Source organism: Bacillus sp. RO1 (assembly GCF_012524115.1).
Taxonomy (GTDB): Bacteria; Bacillota; Bacilli; order Bacillales; family Bacillaceae_I; genus Sutcliffiella_A.
Genome location: NZ_JAAZWB010000026.1, coordinates 1 through 14,860 on the forward strand (window position 1 = coordinate 1; position 14,860 = coordinate 14,860).

The 14,860-nt window shown below is 42.8% G+C and carries 13 protein-coding genes; all 13 read left to right on the plus strand.

What is annotated here, in order from left to right:
• Nucleotides 1–448: 448 nt before the first annotated feature.
• Nucleotides 449–916: a signal peptidase II gene (gene lspA / locus HC179_RS01710; RefSeq protein ID WP_060665828.1), complete on the plus strand. Its 468-nt coding sequence runs from the start codon at nt 449–451 to the stop codon at nt 914–916.
• Nucleotides 913–1,827 (plus strand): RluA family pseudouridine synthase, encoded by a 915-nt coding sequence (locus tag HC179_RS01715; protein WP_240948441.1) that lies wholly within the window; start codon nt 913–915, stop codon nt 1,825–1,827. Before lspA ends, HC179_RS01715 begins: the two co-directional genes overlap by 4 nt.
• A gap of 207 nt (nt 1,828–2,034) precedes the next feature.
• The gene (gene pyrR, locus HC179_RS01720; RefSeq protein WP_060665830.1) at nt 2,035–2,577 is read left to right on the plus strand and encodes a bifunctional pyr operon transcriptional regulator/uracil phosphoribosyltransferase PyrR; all 543 of its coding nucleotides are present in this window, start codon (nt 2,035–2,037) and stop codon (nt 2,575–2,577) included.
• A 155-nt stretch (nt 2,578–2,732) separates the two neighbouring features.
• On the plus strand, nt 2,733–4,052 hold the full coding sequence (locus HC179_RS01725) for a solute carrier family 23 protein (protein ID WP_168862765.1): 1,320 nt from the start codon (nt 2,733–2,735) through the stop codon (nt 4,050–4,052).
• Between the two features lie 205 nt (nt 4,053–4,257).
• A complete protein-coding gene (locus tag HC179_RS01730; protein ID WP_168862766.1) occupies nt 4,258–5,184 on the plus strand; it encodes an aspartate carbamoyltransferase catalytic subunit in 927 nt (308 codons plus the stop codon).
• A complete protein-coding gene (locus tag HC179_RS01735) occupies nt 5,150–6,439 on the plus strand; it encodes a dihydroorotase (RefSeq protein ID WP_168862767.1) in 1,290 nt (429 codons plus the stop codon). Before HC179_RS01730 ends, HC179_RS01735 begins: the two co-directional genes overlap by 35 nt.
• The gene (locus HC179_RS01740) at nt 6,436–7,533 is read left to right on the plus strand and encodes a carbamoyl phosphate synthase small subunit (RefSeq protein ID WP_168862768.1); all 1,098 of its coding nucleotides are present in this window, start codon (nt 6,436–6,438) and stop codon (nt 7,531–7,533) included. Before HC179_RS01735 ends, HC179_RS01740 begins: the two co-directional genes overlap by 4 nt.
• Nucleotides 7,518–10,733 (plus strand): carbamoyl-phosphate synthase large subunit, encoded by a 3,216-nt coding sequence (carB, locus tag HC179_RS01745; RefSeq protein ID WP_168862769.1) that lies wholly within the window; start codon nt 7,518–7,520, stop codon nt 10,731–10,733. Before HC179_RS01740 ends, carB begins: the two co-directional genes overlap by 16 nt.
• Nucleotides 10,733–11,509 (plus strand): dihydroorotate dehydrogenase electron transfer subunit, encoded by a 777-nt coding sequence (locus HC179_RS01750; RefSeq protein WP_168862770.1) that lies wholly within the window; start codon nt 10,733–10,735, stop codon nt 11,507–11,509. The genes carB and HC179_RS01750 overlap by 1 nt, the downstream gene beginning before the upstream one ends.
• Nucleotides 11,506–12,447 carry a dihydroorotate dehydrogenase gene (locus tag HC179_RS01755; RefSeq protein WP_168862771.1) on the plus strand — a complete coding sequence of 314 codons (942 nt, stop codon included), beginning with the start codon at nt 11,506–11,508 and terminating at the stop codon, nt 12,445–12,447. The genes HC179_RS01750 and HC179_RS01755 overlap by 4 nt, the downstream gene beginning before the upstream one ends.
• Nucleotides 12,419–13,132, plus strand: a complete 714-nt coding sequence (pyrF, locus tag HC179_RS01760; RefSeq protein ID WP_168862772.1) for an orotidine-5'-phosphate decarboxylase — start codon at nt 12,419–12,421, stop codon at nt 13,130–13,132. The genes HC179_RS01755 and pyrF overlap by 29 nt, the downstream gene beginning before the upstream one ends.
• Nucleotides 13,133–13,140: 8 nt before the next feature.
• Nucleotides 13,141–13,773, plus strand: coding sequence for an orotate phosphoribosyltransferase (gene pyrE / locus HC179_RS01765; protein WP_168862773.1), 633 nt, complete (start codon nt 13,141–13,143; stop codon nt 13,771–13,773).
• 573 nt (nt 13,774–14,346) lie between these two features.
• On the plus strand, nt 14,347–14,469 hold the full coding sequence (locus HC179_RS21120) for a hypothetical protein (RefSeq protein ID WP_277351295.1): 123 nt from the start codon (nt 14,347–14,349) through the stop codon (nt 14,467–14,469).
• Nucleotides 14,470–14,860 lie beyond the last annotated feature (391 nt).

The window sequence follows — 14,860 nt, forward strand, 5'->3', positions numbered from 1 at the left end:
CAAAGTTTCCTGTATTTTAAAGGAAGAGGTAGTCATAGGCGCCGAATGAGGACAAAGTAGCAAGCATTTCAAAGGAAGAGGTAGTCATACGCCATGAATGAGGACAAAGTTTCCTATATTTTAAAGGAAGAGGTAGTCATACGCCCCGAATGAGGACAAAGTAGCAAGCATTTCAAAGGAAGAGGTAGTCATACGCCCCGAATGAGGACAAAGTAGCCAGCATTTCAAAGGGAGAGGTAGTCATACGCCCCGAATGAGGACAAAGTACCCTGTATTTTCAAAGCAGAGGTCGTCATACACCCCGAATAAGGACAAACTTCTCCGTAATTCAAAATCAAAAGTAGTCATACACGACTAATGAGGATAATGTTTCCTACCAGCTTTATTTACCACCCTCTATTTGCTATAATTCTAAAGTACATATAAAAACCTGGGGGTACGTGTTAAGATGTATTATCTTATTGCACTTGTAATTATCATTATCGATCAACTAACAAAATGGTTGGTAGTAAGATATATGGAAATTGGAGAGAACATTCCGATCATACATAACTTTTTGTACATATCTTCCCACCGCAACAGAGGAGCGGCATGGGGGATACTTGAAGGCCAGATGTACTTTTTTTACATTATTACTGTTGGTGTTGTCATTGGACTTATCGTATACTTGCAAAAGCTTCCTAAAGATCAACCTTGGATGAAACTTGCATTAAGTCTAATGCTGGGAGGCGCTATAGGGAACTTTATCGATCGTGTATTACACCAAGAAGTAATCGACTTCATCAATACATTCATCTTCACCTACGATTTTCCTATCTTTAATGTAGCTGATTCTGCATTAGTAATAGGTGTTGGGATTATATTAATCTTAACGATACTTGAGGGCAAGAAAGAGAAGGAGTTATCACAAAAATGACAGAAACAATGACGATTCAGATTGATGAATCACAAAAAAATGACCGTATTGACAAGGTGCTTTCCACTCAAAATGAAGAGTGGTCCCGTTCACAGGTCCAACAATGGATTAAAGAAGGACAGATTCTTGTTAACGGCGAAAAGACTAAGCCAAACTATAAGTGTAATGTTGGAGACGATATTACCGTTACCATCCCGGAACCGGAGGCACTGGATGTCTTGCCGGAAGAAATGGATCTAGATATTTATTACGAAGATGCGGACGTTATTGTCGTCAACAAACCTCGTGGTATGGTTGTTCATCCTGCGGCAGGCCATGCAACCGGAACACTTGTGAACGGATTGATGGCGCATTGCAAAGATCTTTCCGGTATCAATGGTGTATTAAGACCGGGAATTGTCCACCGCATTGACAAGGATACTTCAGGCTTGTTAATGGTAGCTAAAAATGATTTTGCCCATGAAAAGCTTGTTAATCAACTAGTTGCCAAGACGGTTACAAGAAAGTACCAGGCAATTGTGCACGGTGTTATTTCCCATGATGTGGGGACAGTAGACGCGCCAATCGGCCGTGACAAAAAAGATCGCCAAGCCATGACAGTGACAAATGAAAACAGCAGAAACGCTGTCACTCACTTCCGTGTGATTGAACGTTTCAAAGACTTTTCGCACATTGAGTGCCAACTTGAAACAGGGCGTACCCACCAAATCCGTGTTCATATGAAATATATTGGTTATCCTTTGGCAGGTGACCCGAAATACGGTCCGAAGAAATCACTCGATATTGAAGGACAGGCTCTACATGCAGGGATCCTTGGATTTATTCACCCTCGTACCGAAGAATACTTGGAATTCGAGGCGCCGCTTCCGTCAGAATTCGAGCGTATTTTAAAACATTTAAAAAACCATTGACAAGATAATATTATTTTGAGATAATCATCTCAGTTGAATAAGACCTTTAAACGACAGTCCCGTGAGGCTGAGAAGGTAACGGCATATGCGAATGGAGAAGCTATAACTATAGCCATCCCTCTATTTTCGTGTACAAAAACCTCTCATCATACGGTGAGAGGTTTTTTGTTTCTCGTTACAAGTAAGGGCAAGAAAGGGTGAAAATAAATGGCGGAAAAAGCATTGATTTTAGACGAGCAGGCAATAAGAAGAGCATTGACACGCATTGCTCATGAAATTATTGAACGCAATAAAGGTGTGGAAGACTCCGTTCTTGTGGGAATTAAAACAAGAGGAATTCACTTGGCTAAAAGATTGGCTGAACGTATTAATCAGATAGAAGAAAAGGATATCGCAGTAGGAGAACTAGATATCACCCTTTACAGAGACGATTTGACAACCAAAACTTCTGATAATGAACCACTTGTAAAAGGCTCTGATATTCCAGTGGACATCAACAATAAAAAAGTCATTCTAGTGGATGATGTATTGTTCACAGGTAGAACAGTTCGAGCGGGAATGGACGCACTGATGGATTTTGGAAGACCTTCACAAATCCAGCTTGCCGTACTAGTTGATAGAGGCCACAGAGAATTACCGATTCGAGCTGACTTTGTAGGTAAAAACATTCCAACTGCTAGCACGGAAAAGATAGTGGTGGAACTATCTGAAATCGATGATAACGATCAAGTAAGCATACATGATAAATAAATAGTCCCTTTTAATTGCAGTCCCGTGAGGCTGGCAAAGGGGTACATTGGTTTTAGAATCCGCTGCTTGCGGAACTTCCTGGAACCTCTCTACCTCTTTGTGCCATCACGCTGCACAAAGAGTTTTTTTATGGGAAAATTCGGGAGGTAAACATTATGAGAGAGAAACCAGTTTTAGACATACACGAAGTACCAAGTAAACCAAAGTGGTTAATTTTAAGCCTGCAGCACTTATTTGCCATGTTCGGCGCAACCATCCTCGTCCCGCTTTTAGTAGGTTTAAGTCCAGCTGTAGCATTAGTATCTAGCGGACTCGGGACGCTGGCATACCTTTTAATCACAAAAGGTCAAATCCCGGCATACCTTGGTTCATCCTTTGCATTCATCGTTCCAATCATTTTGGCTACTGAAATCGGAGGTCCTGGGGCTGCCATGTTAGGAAGCTTCATGGCCGGTCTTGCATACGGAATGGTAGCATTGTTAATTAAACAACTTGGACATCAATGGATCATGAAACTTTTGCCGCCAGTTGTCGTAGGACCAATTATTATCGTCATCGGTTTAGGGTTAGCTGGAGTAGCCGTGGATATGGCATTGTACGAAAACCCGGGAGCACCACAAACTGAATTAATATACAGTGTGAAGCACTTGTTGGTTGCGATGGCAACATTAGCCATCACAATCGGAGCAATCATCTTCTTAAAAGGGGTCTTCAGCCTGATCCCTATCCTGATCGGAATAGTTTCCGGCTACTTGATTGCCTATTTTACAGGCTTGGTAGACTTAACACCTGTCAAGGAAGCAAGCTGGATTCAAGTACCAGATTTCATTATCCCATTTGTCAGCTACACACCAAGCTTTAATGCATCCATCTTCTTCATCATGGTGCCGGTGGCTATCGTAACATTGTCAGAGCATATCGGACATCAGATGGTATTAAGTAAAGTTGTAGGAAGACCTTTCATTCAAAAACCTGGTTTACACCGATCCATCCTTGGTGATGGAGTGGCAACCATGCTTGCATCACTAATCGGAGGACCTCCAAATACAACATACGGGGAAAACATCGGTGTACTAGCGATAACTAGAGTGTTCAGTGTGTTTGTCATCGGGGGAGCAGCAGTGATCGCCATCACATTTGGATTCATCGGAAAAATCGCAGCATTGATTAGCACAGTACCAAGTGCAGTTATGGGCGGAGTAAGCATCCTGCTCTTCGGAATCATTGCATCAAGCGGATTAAGAATGCTGATAGATAACAAGGTAGATTTCAATATTAAAAGAAACTTAATCATTGCAGCAGTCATCACGGTAATTGGAATCGGAGGAGCATTCATAAAGATTGACAATTTCCAAATACCTGCAATGGCAATGGCTGCCATTATCGGAGTCGTCCTGAACCTTGTACTGCCGCATGATGAACAAGAAAAAACAGAACAAAGACAATACGAAGAAAAACAAAATACAGTAGCTTAACCTTTTAATAGAAGTCCAGAGAGGCTGAGAAGGGTGCAAGTCAAAGACTTTGTGAACAAGGAAGATTCTGCAATAATATCCTCTTGTTTACCTAAGTATGACCAAAACACCCTTCCGCCAATATGGATAGGGTGTTTTTTATGATGTAAGGAACACAATAGCTGTGCGGAAATCCAAAGCGGTGTAAGAAATGGGAGGGATGGAAATGAGAAACTTACGAACGATGAGTGACTTGGCAAACGATGAGATTATGGCACTGATTGAAGAAGCAGTGGAATTTCAACAAGGCAAACAATGGACACCAGAAAAACAGACCTTCGTTGCCAACCTCTTCTATGAATCAAGCACAAGAACAAAATGTAGCTTTGAAGTGGCAGAAAGAAGACTTGGCCTTCAAGTAGTACCATTTGAAGTCAGCACCTCAAGCGTCAACAAAGGTGAAAGCTTGTACGATACTGCAAAAACCCTAGAATCCCTTGGCGTAAATGCACTTGTCATTCGTCACCCTGAAGAGGAATATTTCAATCAATTACATAATATCGAGGCTGCGATCATCAACGGTGGAGATGGTTGTGGAAATCATCCAACACAATCGCTTTTGGACCTGATGACAATTTTCCAAGAGTTTGAACACTTCGAGGGCTTGAAAATAACCATTATCGGCGATATCCGCCATAGCCGGGTAGCAAGATCGAACGCAGAAGTACTAGAGCGACTGGGTGCAGAGGTAAGATTTGTCGCACCTGAAGAATGGATGGATAACAGTTACCATAAGGATGCTTACATCACAATGGATGAGGCGATTGATTCAAGTGATGTGGTGATGCTTCTAAGAATCCAGCATGAAAGGCATCACAGCGGAATAGCAGGATTGGATGATTACCACGCGCAATATGGTATGACAATCCAACGAGAAAGAAAAATGAAGCCGAATAGCATCATCATGCACCCGGCACCGATTAACCGCGGGGTGGAAATTGCAAATGAGCTTGTGGAATGTGGGCGCTCAAGAATTTTCAAACAGATGGAAAATGGCTTGTACATGAGAATGGCTGTACTGAAAAGAGCACTAACAAACAATGAAGGAGGAAAAGAGCATGACAACATTATTAAAGAATGGGAAATGGCTTAATTCTGAAGGTGAATTGGAAAAGGTGGATATCCTGATTGAGGGAAAAAACATCAAAAACATCGCCTCCGACATTGAAGGTAACGGCATGGAAGAAGTAATTGATCTGGAAGGAAATCTTATCTCAGCTGGTTTCATCGATGTGCATGTCCACTTAAGGGAACCTGGGGGGGAAAAGAAAGAAACCATTGAAACTGGAACGAAAGCTGCGGCTAAAGGTGGTTTCACCACGATCTGCGCAATGCCTAATACGAGACCAACACCTGATACGAAAGAACAGCTAGCTTGGCTGAATAATAAAATCAAAGAAACGGCAAGCGTACGAGTCCTTCCATATGCTTGTATTACGACGAGGCAGCTTGGCCAGGAACTTACCAATTTTGCTGAATTAAAAGAAGCTGGCGCATTCGCTTTTACAGACGATGGGGTAGGTGTACAGGATGCCTCCAAAATGCTCGAAGCAATGAAGCAAGCGGCGTCTCTTGACATGGCAATCGTAGCTCATTGTGAAGAAAATACTTTGATAAACAAAGGATCAGTCCATGAAGGGAAGTTCTCCAAGGAACATGGATTAAATGGGATTCCTTCTGTATGTGAATCCGTTCATATAGCACGCGACATTCTGCTTGCGGAAGCTGCGGGCTGCCACTACCACGTATGTCATATCAGTACAAAAGAATCGGTCAGGGTGGTAAGGGACGCAAAACGGGCAGGAATAAAGGTAACTGCTGAAGTCAGCCCACATCATTTGTTGCTATGTGAAGAGGACATCCCTGGACTTGATCCAAATTTCAAGATGAACCCGCCATTAAGAGGGAAAGCGGACCAAGAAGCGTTAATTGAGGGATTGCTTGATGGAACCATTGATTTCATCGCAACTGATCATGCCCCTCATACAGCGGAAGAAAAAGCAGAAGGCATAGAAAAAGCACCATTTGGAATCGTAGGACTAGAAACTGCCTTTCCATTACTCTACACAAACTTTGTGGAAACGAAGAAATTTACGCTAAAGCAATTATTAGCTTGGTTGACTGTTAAACCTGCAGAAGTGTTCAAACTTCAAAGTGGAAAAATTGAAGAAGGAGCTACTGCAGATCTTACCATTATCGATTTGAATATCTCATCAACTATTAATCCGGATACCTTCCTATCCAAAGGGAAAAATACTCCTTTCACGGGGTGGGAATGTAAAGGTTGGCCAGTAATGACAATAGTAGAAGGAAAACTAGTTTGGCAGAAAGGTAGTGTTCAAGTATGAATCGACAACTAATTTTAGAAGACGGCACTTTCTTTGTTGGAAAGGCGTTTGGCAGCTTAAAGGACTCTATTGGAGAAGTGGTTTTTAATACAGGAATGACAGGTTATCAAGAAATTTTATCTGATCCGTCTTACTGCGGTCAGCTTGTTACCCTCACATATCCGCTTGTAGGAAATTACGGAGTGAACAGAGATGACTTTGAATCCATTCATCCTGCCATCAATGGTTTTATTGTAAAAGAAGTCAGCGATTATCCCTCTAACTTCCGTAATCAGTGGACACTGGATGAGTTTTTTAAAGCGAAAGACATTCCAGGAATTGCAGGGATCGATACAAGAAAACTGACAAGAATCATTCGTCAGCATGGAACATTAAAAGGAGCTTTATGCGGACTTGATGTAAATCGAGAAGAAGTGATTCAACAATTAAAAACGACGACTCTAGCAACTAACCAAGTACACCAAGTATCAACGAAGACTGCTTATCCTAGCCCTGGGCGTGGATACCGAGTGGTGCTTGTAGACTTTGGAATGAAGCACGGAATTTTACGAGAATTGAACAAACGCGGATGCGATGTGGTAGTGGTTCCTTACAACATTACAGCTGAAGAAATCATGCAACTTAGCCCGGACGGAGTGATGCTGTCCAATGGACCTGGAGATCCAAAAGACGTTCCAGAAGCCATCACCATGATTCAAGGCCTACTCGGAAAAGTACCGGTATTCGGCATTTGCCTCGGACACCAGCTATTTGCCCTTGCGTGTGGAGCAGATACGGAAAAAATGAAATTCGGTCATCGAGGTTCCAATCATCCGGTAAAAGATTTGAAAACCGGTAAAGTGGCATTAACATCGCAGAATCATGGCTACACCGTAACAGAAGAGTCATTAGGGAATACAAGACTAGAAGTAACACATATCGCACTAAACGACGGTACGGTCGAAGGTGTCAAACATAAAGATTACCCTGTTTTCACGGTCCAATATCACCCAGAAGCAAGTCCAGGACCAGAAGATGCGAACTACTTATTTGATCAATTCATGGAACTTATCAAGGAAGCAAAAAAGGAGGAACTTGTATGCCAAAACGTCTAGACATCCAATCCATCTTAGTAATCGGGTCCGGTCCAATCGTGATCGGCCAGGCAGCAGAATTTGATTATGCAGGTACGCAAGCGTGTATCGCCCTTCGCGAAGAAGGATACCGCGTCATTCTAGTAAACTCCAATCCTGCAACCATCATGACAGATCAAGAGATGGCGGACAAAGTATACATGGAGCCACTGACGGTAGAATTTGTAAGCAGAATCATCCGCAAGGAGCGACCAGATGCCATTCTTCCTACCCTTGGTGGGCAAACAGGATTGAATCTCGCTGTAGAGCTGGCAGAAGCAGGTGTTTTAGAGGAATGTAACGTTCAGATCCTTGGGACGAAGCTATCTGCCATCCAAAAAGCAGAGGATCGCGATCTGTTCCGTACATTAATGAATGAGCTGGGGGAGCCGGTACCACAAAGTGAAATCATCACGAATTTGGAAGAAGCTTATGAATTTGTAAAGCAAGTAGGGTACCCGGTCATTGTAAGACCTGCCTATACCCTTGGTGGAACAGGCGGTGGAATTTGTTCGGACGAAGAAGAGTTAATTGAAATCGTGACAAGCGGTCTGAAAAATAGTCCGGTCACACAATGTTTACTAGAGAAGAGCATCGCTGGATTCAAGGAAATCGAATACGAAGTAATGCGTGACAGCAATGACAATGCAATTGTGGTCTGCAATATGGAAAACATTGATCCGGTTGGGGTACATACGGGGGACTCCATCGTGGTGGCGCCGAGCCAAACACTTAGTGACAGGGAATATCAGTTGTTGCGTAATGTATCCCTGAAAATCATCCGTGCCCTGGAAATCGAGGGTGGATGTAATGTACAACTAGCGCTTGATCCACACAGTTTCAACTACTACATCATTGAAGTAAACCCAAGGGTTAGCCGCTCTTCTGCACTTGCTTCCAAAGCAACAGGTTATCCGATTGCTAAATTAGCAGCGAAAATCGCGGTAGGCTTGACGCTGGATGAAATGATGAACCCTGTTACAGGAAAAACGTATGCATGCTTTGAGCCGGCACTGGATTATATCGTAACAAAGATCCCTAGATTCCCATTTGATAAGTTTGAGTCAGCGAACCGTCGACTTGGCACTCAAATGAAAGCAACAGGAGAAGTAATGGCTATCGGTAGAACGTTTGAAGAATCACTTCTAAAAGCAGTTCGTTCTCTTGAATCCAACATCTCCTACCTAGAGCTGGAAGGAAGCGAAGGATTTTCAGATGAACTAGTCGAAAAACGAATCAGAAAAGCTGGAGATGAACGATTGTTCTATATCGCTGAAGCGATGAGAAGAGGCGTCACCATCCAGACCATCCATGAATGGTGTGAAATTGACCTGTTCTTCCTACAAAAGCTGCATAAAATTTTGGCAATGGAAGAGTTCATCACAAGCAACAATGGTTGCCTCTCCACGCTGATCGAAGCAAAAGAAATGGGCTTTAGCGACGAGACGATTGCCAAACTATGGTCTACAACCGAAAGAGATATCTATGAACTTCGTCTTCAAGAAAACATCGCACCAGTCTATAAGATGGTAGATACTTGCGCAGCTGAGTTCGAATCAAGTACCCCTTACTACTATGGAACGTATGAAGAGGAGAACGAATCAGAAGTAACCGAAAAAGAAAGCATTGTCGTGCTTGGCTCTGGTCCAATCCGAATCGGCCAAGGTGTTGAATTTGACTATGCAACGGTTCATTCTGTATGGGCAATCAAGGAAGCAGGTTATGAAGCAATCATCATCAACAATAACCCGGAAACCGTTTCAACAGACTTCAGTATTTCTGACAAGCTTTATTTTGAGCCGTTAACGATTGAGGATGTCATGAATATCATCAATCTTGAAAAGCCAAAAGGAGTCGTCGTGCAATTTGGTGGCCAAACGGCAATCAACCTTGCAGCAGAATTAGAAGCAAGAGGAGTAAAGATTCTAGGTACTACATTAGAAGACTTAGATCGAGCGGAAAATCGCGATAAATTCGAACAGACATTGAACAACCTTGATATTCCACAGCCTAAAGGGAAAACCGCAATTTCAATACCTGAGGCGATTGAAATTGCAGAGGGAATAGGCTACCCAGTGCTTGTACGTCCATCCTATGTTTTGGGCGGGCGCGCAATGGAAATCGTCTATAAGTCTGAAGAACTTTTACACTACATGAAAAATGCGGTAAAAATTAACCCGGAACATCCTGTGCTGATTGATAAATACATGACAGGTAAAGAAATCGAAGTAGACGCAATCTCAGATGGAAAAGATGTATTCATTCCAGGAATCATGGAGCATATTGAACGAGCTGGTGTTCACTCAGGTGACTCGATTGCGGTCTATCCTCCACAAACATTGAGTGCAACAATCAAAGAACAAATCATAGATTACACAACAAGATTGGCGCAAGGCTTGAACATTATTGGTCTACTAAACATTCAATTTGTTATCTACAAAGAGGAAGTCTATGTAATCGAAGTAAATCCAAGATCAAGTCGTACTGTTCCATTCTTAAGTAAAATAACCCATGTGCCAATGGCAAAGGTAGCAACCAAGATCATTTTAGGTGAAACTCTTGCATCACTTGGCTATGGATCTGGACTGCAGCCAGAAACAAAAGGAGTGTTTGTGAAGGTACCGGTATTCTCTTTTGCAAAACTGCGAAATGTCGATATCACTCTCGGACCAGAGATGAAATCTACAGGAGAAGTAATGGGGAAAGATATCACCCTAGAAAAAGCGCTATATAAAGGTCTGGTTGCTTCTGGGATCTCCATAAAAACTTATGGCTCTGTGTTGTTTACCATTGCCGACAAAGACAAAGAAGAAGCACTTCAACTTGCAAAAAGATTCCACCGTATCGGTTACAAACTTTTAGCTACAGCAGGAACTGCCGAATTCTTTGGCGAATCCGACATCCCGGTAACGGTTGTAAATAAAATAGGTGGAGAATCACCAAACCTTATTGATGTGATTAGAAAAGGGCAAGCACAGTTTGTTATCAACACGCTGACTAAAGGAAAACAGCCTGCTCGTGACGGATTTAGAATTCGTCGTGAATCAGTGGAAAACGGGATTCCTTGCCTAACATCCCTTGATACAGCAAAAGCGATCCTGAGAGTATTAGAATCGATGACATTCTCTATTGAATCAATCGAAACCTTGGAAAGCACAGAAAAAGAGGCGGTGTACAGCTAATGAAAAAAACCTGGATGACCATCATCTCACAAACTAATATTGCACGTAATATTTATGAAATGACTTTAGAAGGAGAACTCGTCGACCTGATGAGTTCCCCTGGTCAGTTCGTTCATATACGTGTAACAGAAGGCTTAGATACCCTTTTAAGGCGCCCTATCAGCATTTCTTGCATTGATAAAGAAAAAGGACAATGCAAGATCACGTACAGAGCGGAGGGAAAAGGAACGACGCTTTTGGCTGGTAAAAGACCTGGAGAGAAACTGGATGTTTTAGGACCGCTCGGAAATGGGTTTTCCTTAGATGAACTACAGCGAGGCGATCATGCATTGATTATTGGCGGAGGAATCGGTGTCCCTCCACTGCTAGAATTGACCAAGCAATTAAACCGTAGAGGCATTACTACCACCCACGTACTAGGCTTTCAATCCAAAGAAGATGTTTTTTATAAAAATGACTTCGCATACTTCGGTGACACTTATGTGGCGACAGTTGATGGGACTTACGGAACAGAGGGCTTTGTGACCAATGTGCTGGAAGAGATCCAAATTCCTTTCTCGACACTTTTTGCATGCGGTCCAACTCCGATGCTTGCAGCACTTGAAAACCTATACCCTGACAAAAACGTCTATCTTTCTCTTGAAGAGCGGATGGGGTGCGGAATAGGGGCCTGCTTTGCATGTGTCTGTCATCTTCAAAACGATCCAGAAGGGTACTCTTACAAAAAAGTTTGTACAGATGGGCCGGTTTTCCGAGCAGGGGAGGTTGTACTATGAGTTGCTTATCAATAAAGTTACCAGGCCTTGATTTGAAAAATCCAATCATGCCAGCTTCAGGATGCTTCGGCTTTGGAAGGGAATTTGCCAAGCTATATGACTTGAATGTTTTAGGAGCAATCATGATTAAAGCTACCACAGCAGAGCCGAGATTTGGTAACCCGACTCCAAGGGTAGCGGAAACGAGCGCAGGAATGCTGAATGCCATCGGACTGCAAAACCCTGGATTGGAAAAGGTACTTTCCGAAGAACTGCCATTTTTAGCAAATTACGATGTACCCATCATTGCTAATGTAGCAGGGTCCTTGATTGAAGACTACGTCAAGGTAGCAAAAGAGATTTCCTTGGCACCGAATGTTCATGCACTAGAGTTAAATATTTCCTGTCCAAACGTAAAAACAGGAGGAATTGCATTTGGAACAGACCCAGCGGTGGCATTTGAAGTAACAAAGGCGGTCAAGGAAGTTTCAGATGTACCAGTCTATGTAAAATTATCTCCAAATGTTGCAAACATTTCAGAGATTGCGGTGGCAATTGAAAAGGCTGGAGCTGATGGGTTGACAATGATCAATACACTGCTTGGCATGAGAATCGACCTGAAAACTGGACGACCAGTTTTAGCTAATGGTACTGGTGGATTATCAGGTCCGGCAATTAAGCCTGTTGCGATCCGAATGATCCATGAAGTCAGTCAAAAGGTTTCCATCCCTATCATCGGAATGGGCGGGGTACAAACTGCTGAAGACGTCTTAGAATACCTTTTTGCAGGTGCAAGTGCCGTTGCAGTTGGAACCGCAAACTTTGTAGATCCTTTTGTATGTCCGACCATCATCGAAGAACTTCCTTATAAAATGCACGAATTAGGATTTGATCATATTTCAGAGTGTATCGGAAGGAGCTGGAAGCAACATGCAAAAATCGCTTATAGTCGCGCTTGATTTTGCAGATAAAGGAGACGTTTTGGGGTTTCTTGCACATTTCGGTGAGGAAAAATTATATGTAAAAGTTGGAATGGAACTGTTTTACCAAGAAGGGCCAGGAATAGTAGAATACTTGGTTGCAGAAGGCCACGAAGTATTTCTTGATTTGAAGCTTCATGATATTCCAAATACAGTTTATAAGGCAATGAAAGGTCTTGGGAAATTAGGTGTCAAGATGACCAATCTCCATGCTTCCGGCGGGAAAGAAATGATGAAAGCCGGTTTGGAAGGATTGATGGAAGGTGCCAGTGGACGACGCCCAAGCTTGATTGCTGTCACGCAGTTAACTAGCATGTCGGAAAAACGTATGCAAGAAGATCTCATGATTAATTCTCCGCTTAATGAAGTAGTTCTGCACTATGCACGAAATGCATTTGAGAGCGGCTTGGATGGTGTGGTGTGTTCCTCACTAGAAGCAACGATGCTGAGAGATGCCTTTGGAGAGCAGTTCAAAAAAGTGACACCTGGAATCCGGATGAAAGAGGATAGTATGGATGATCAGCAGCGCGTGGTAACTCCTTTGGATGCACGTATTTTTGGTGCGACAGAGATAGTAGTAGGACGCAGTATCACACGGTCTGGTGATCCACGCAAGGCTTACGAAGCAATTTTACAACAATGGCAGGGAGTGGAGATAGGATGAACGAGCTTATGAACAGAACAGTGGCAGAAGACTTATTGGAAATTAAAGCGGTATTTTTCCAACCAAATGACCCATTTACATGGTCTTCAGGAATTAAATCACCCATTTATTGTGACAACCGTTTAACCATTTCTTATCCGCGAGTTAGGAAGAACATTTCTGAATCCTTGTCGCGTTTAATTGTTTCAAAGTTTCCAGATGTGCAGGTGGTAGCCGGTACAGCGACAGCCGGCATTCCGCATGCTGCATTAGTGAGCAATGAATTGAACTTGCCAATGTGCTATGTTCGAAGCAAGGCAAAAGCGCATGGAAAAGGCAATCAGATTGAAGGACTTGTGGAAGCTGGGCAGAAAGTAGTAGTTGTAGAAGATTTGATTTCCACTGGCGGGAGTGCTATCGCGGCGGTGCAGGCACTAAGAGAAGCTGGGTGTGAAGTGCTAGGGGTAGTAGCGATTTTTACATACGGTCTGGAAGTTGCAGATGATAATTTGTCCAATTACGAGATCACAGCACATGCACTTAGTGATTATCAAACATTGATGGATGTGGCAATCGAGAAGAACTACATTGCAGAAGATGACCGCAAGAAGCTTTCAAAGTGGGTAGAGAACCCGACGAGTGAGACTTGGATGGAGTTTTAAGTTTTTTTGGGGAATCCCTTGGACTGGTAGTGGTCCGGGGGATTTTTTGTGTGAGCGGATTTCTTTGAAATGAAAGAGCCAGCGGTCCAAATGGAAGAGTGGAGAAACGAAAAGATTAACAGCTACCTAATTTTTTAATTAGGTAGCTGAAATGGATAATTGCAGAATATGAGAGTTTAGAAGTAGAAGTACGGCTGGGAAATGTACAAGCGGATCCGGGAAATGTAGAAGGTCGCAGGAAAAGTGGTAGAAGGTTGGGATTTAACGGTAGAAGGTGGATTGTAGGGGAGGGAGGTTGATGATAGGAGCAAGGGAATCCCTGTTGTCCGTAGCGAGAGGAGTTAGAAAATTATCTGCAATTCCAGCAGCTGATCGGAGTCACCAAAAAGTTAAAAGATTACCTACTTTTAAACTAAGGTAGCTGAAAAGCAAAAATGTAGAATATGAGAGTTTAGAGGTAGAAGTAAGGCTGGGAAATGTACAAGCGGATCCGGGAAATGTAGAAGGTTGCAGGGAAAGTGGTAGAAGGTTGGGATTTAACGGTAGAAGGTGGATTGTAGGGGAGGGAGGTTGATGATAGGAGCAAGGGAATCCCTGTTGTCCCTGGCGATAGGCCCCGAAAATTATCTGCATTTCCAGAAACTGATAGCAGTCATCAATAAGTTAAAAGATTACCTTCTTTTAAAAATTAAGTAGCTGAAAAGCAAACATGTAGAATATGAGAGTTTATATGTAGAAGTACGGCTGGGAAATGTACAAGCGGATCCGGGAAATGTAGAAGGTCGCAGGAAAAGTGGTAGAAGGTCCCGAATTAACGGTAGAAGGCGGAAACAATAGGCAAGTGCGGCTGATATTGAAAAAAGGGAACTCCCAGTGGTGCCTGGCGATAGGCCCCGAAAATTATATGCAATTCAAGTATCTGATCTCGGTCATCTATAAGTTAAAAGATTACCTACTTTTAAAAAGTAAGTAGCTGAAAAGCAAACATGTAGAAGATGAGAGTGTAGAAGTAGAAGGACGGCTGGGAAATGTACAAGCGGATACGGGAAATGTAGAAGGTCGCACTAATAGTAATAGAAGGTCCCGA

What these genes read in the sequence shown, in the direction of transcription:
- lspA (WP_060665828.1), top strand. Translation starts at nt 449, where the DNA reads ATGTATTATCTTATTGCACTTGTAATTATCATTATCGATCAACTAACA.
- HC179_RS01715 (WP_240948441.1), top strand. Translation starts at nt 913, where the DNA reads ATGACAGAAACAATGACGATTCAGATTGATGAATCACAAAAAAATGAC.
- pyrR (WP_060665830.1), top strand. Translation starts at nt 2,035, where the DNA reads ATGGCGGAAAAAGCATTGATTTTAGACGAGCAGGCAATAAGAAGAGCA.
- HC179_RS01725 (WP_168862765.1), top strand. Translation starts at nt 2,733, where the DNA reads ATGAGAGAGAAACCAGTTTTAGACATACACGAAGTACCAAGTAAACCA.
- HC179_RS01730 (WP_168862766.1), top strand. Translation starts at nt 4,258, where the DNA reads ATGAGAAACTTACGAACGATGAGTGACTTGGCAAACGATGAGATTATG.
- HC179_RS01735 (WP_168862767.1), top strand. Translation starts at nt 5,150, where the DNA reads ATGACAACATTATTAAAGAATGGGAAATGGCTTAATTCTGAAGGTGAA.
- HC179_RS01740 (WP_168862768.1), top strand. Translation starts at nt 6,436, where the DNA reads ATGAATCGACAACTAATTTTAGAAGACGGCACTTTCTTTGTTGGAAAG.
- carB (WP_168862769.1), top strand. Translation starts at nt 7,518, where the DNA reads ATGCCAAAACGTCTAGACATCCAATCCATCTTAGTAATCGGGTCCGGT.
- HC179_RS01750 (WP_168862770.1), top strand. Translation starts at nt 10,733, where the DNA reads ATGAAAAAAACCTGGATGACCATCATCTCACAAACTAATATTGCACGT.
- HC179_RS01755 (WP_168862771.1), top strand. Translation starts at nt 11,506, where the DNA reads ATGAGTTGCTTATCAATAAAGTTACCAGGCCTTGATTTGAAAAATCCA.
- pyrF (WP_168862772.1), top strand. Translation starts at nt 12,419, where the DNA reads ATGCAAAAATCGCTTATAGTCGCGCTTGATTTTGCAGATAAAGGAGAC.
- pyrE (WP_168862773.1), top strand. Translation starts at nt 13,141, where the DNA reads ATGAACAGAACAGTGGCAGAAGACTTATTGGAAATTAAAGCGGTATTT.
- HC179_RS21120 (WP_277351295.1), top strand. Translation starts at nt 14,347, where the DNA reads ATGATAGGAGCAAGGGAATCCCTGTTGTCCCTGGCGATAGGCCCCGAA.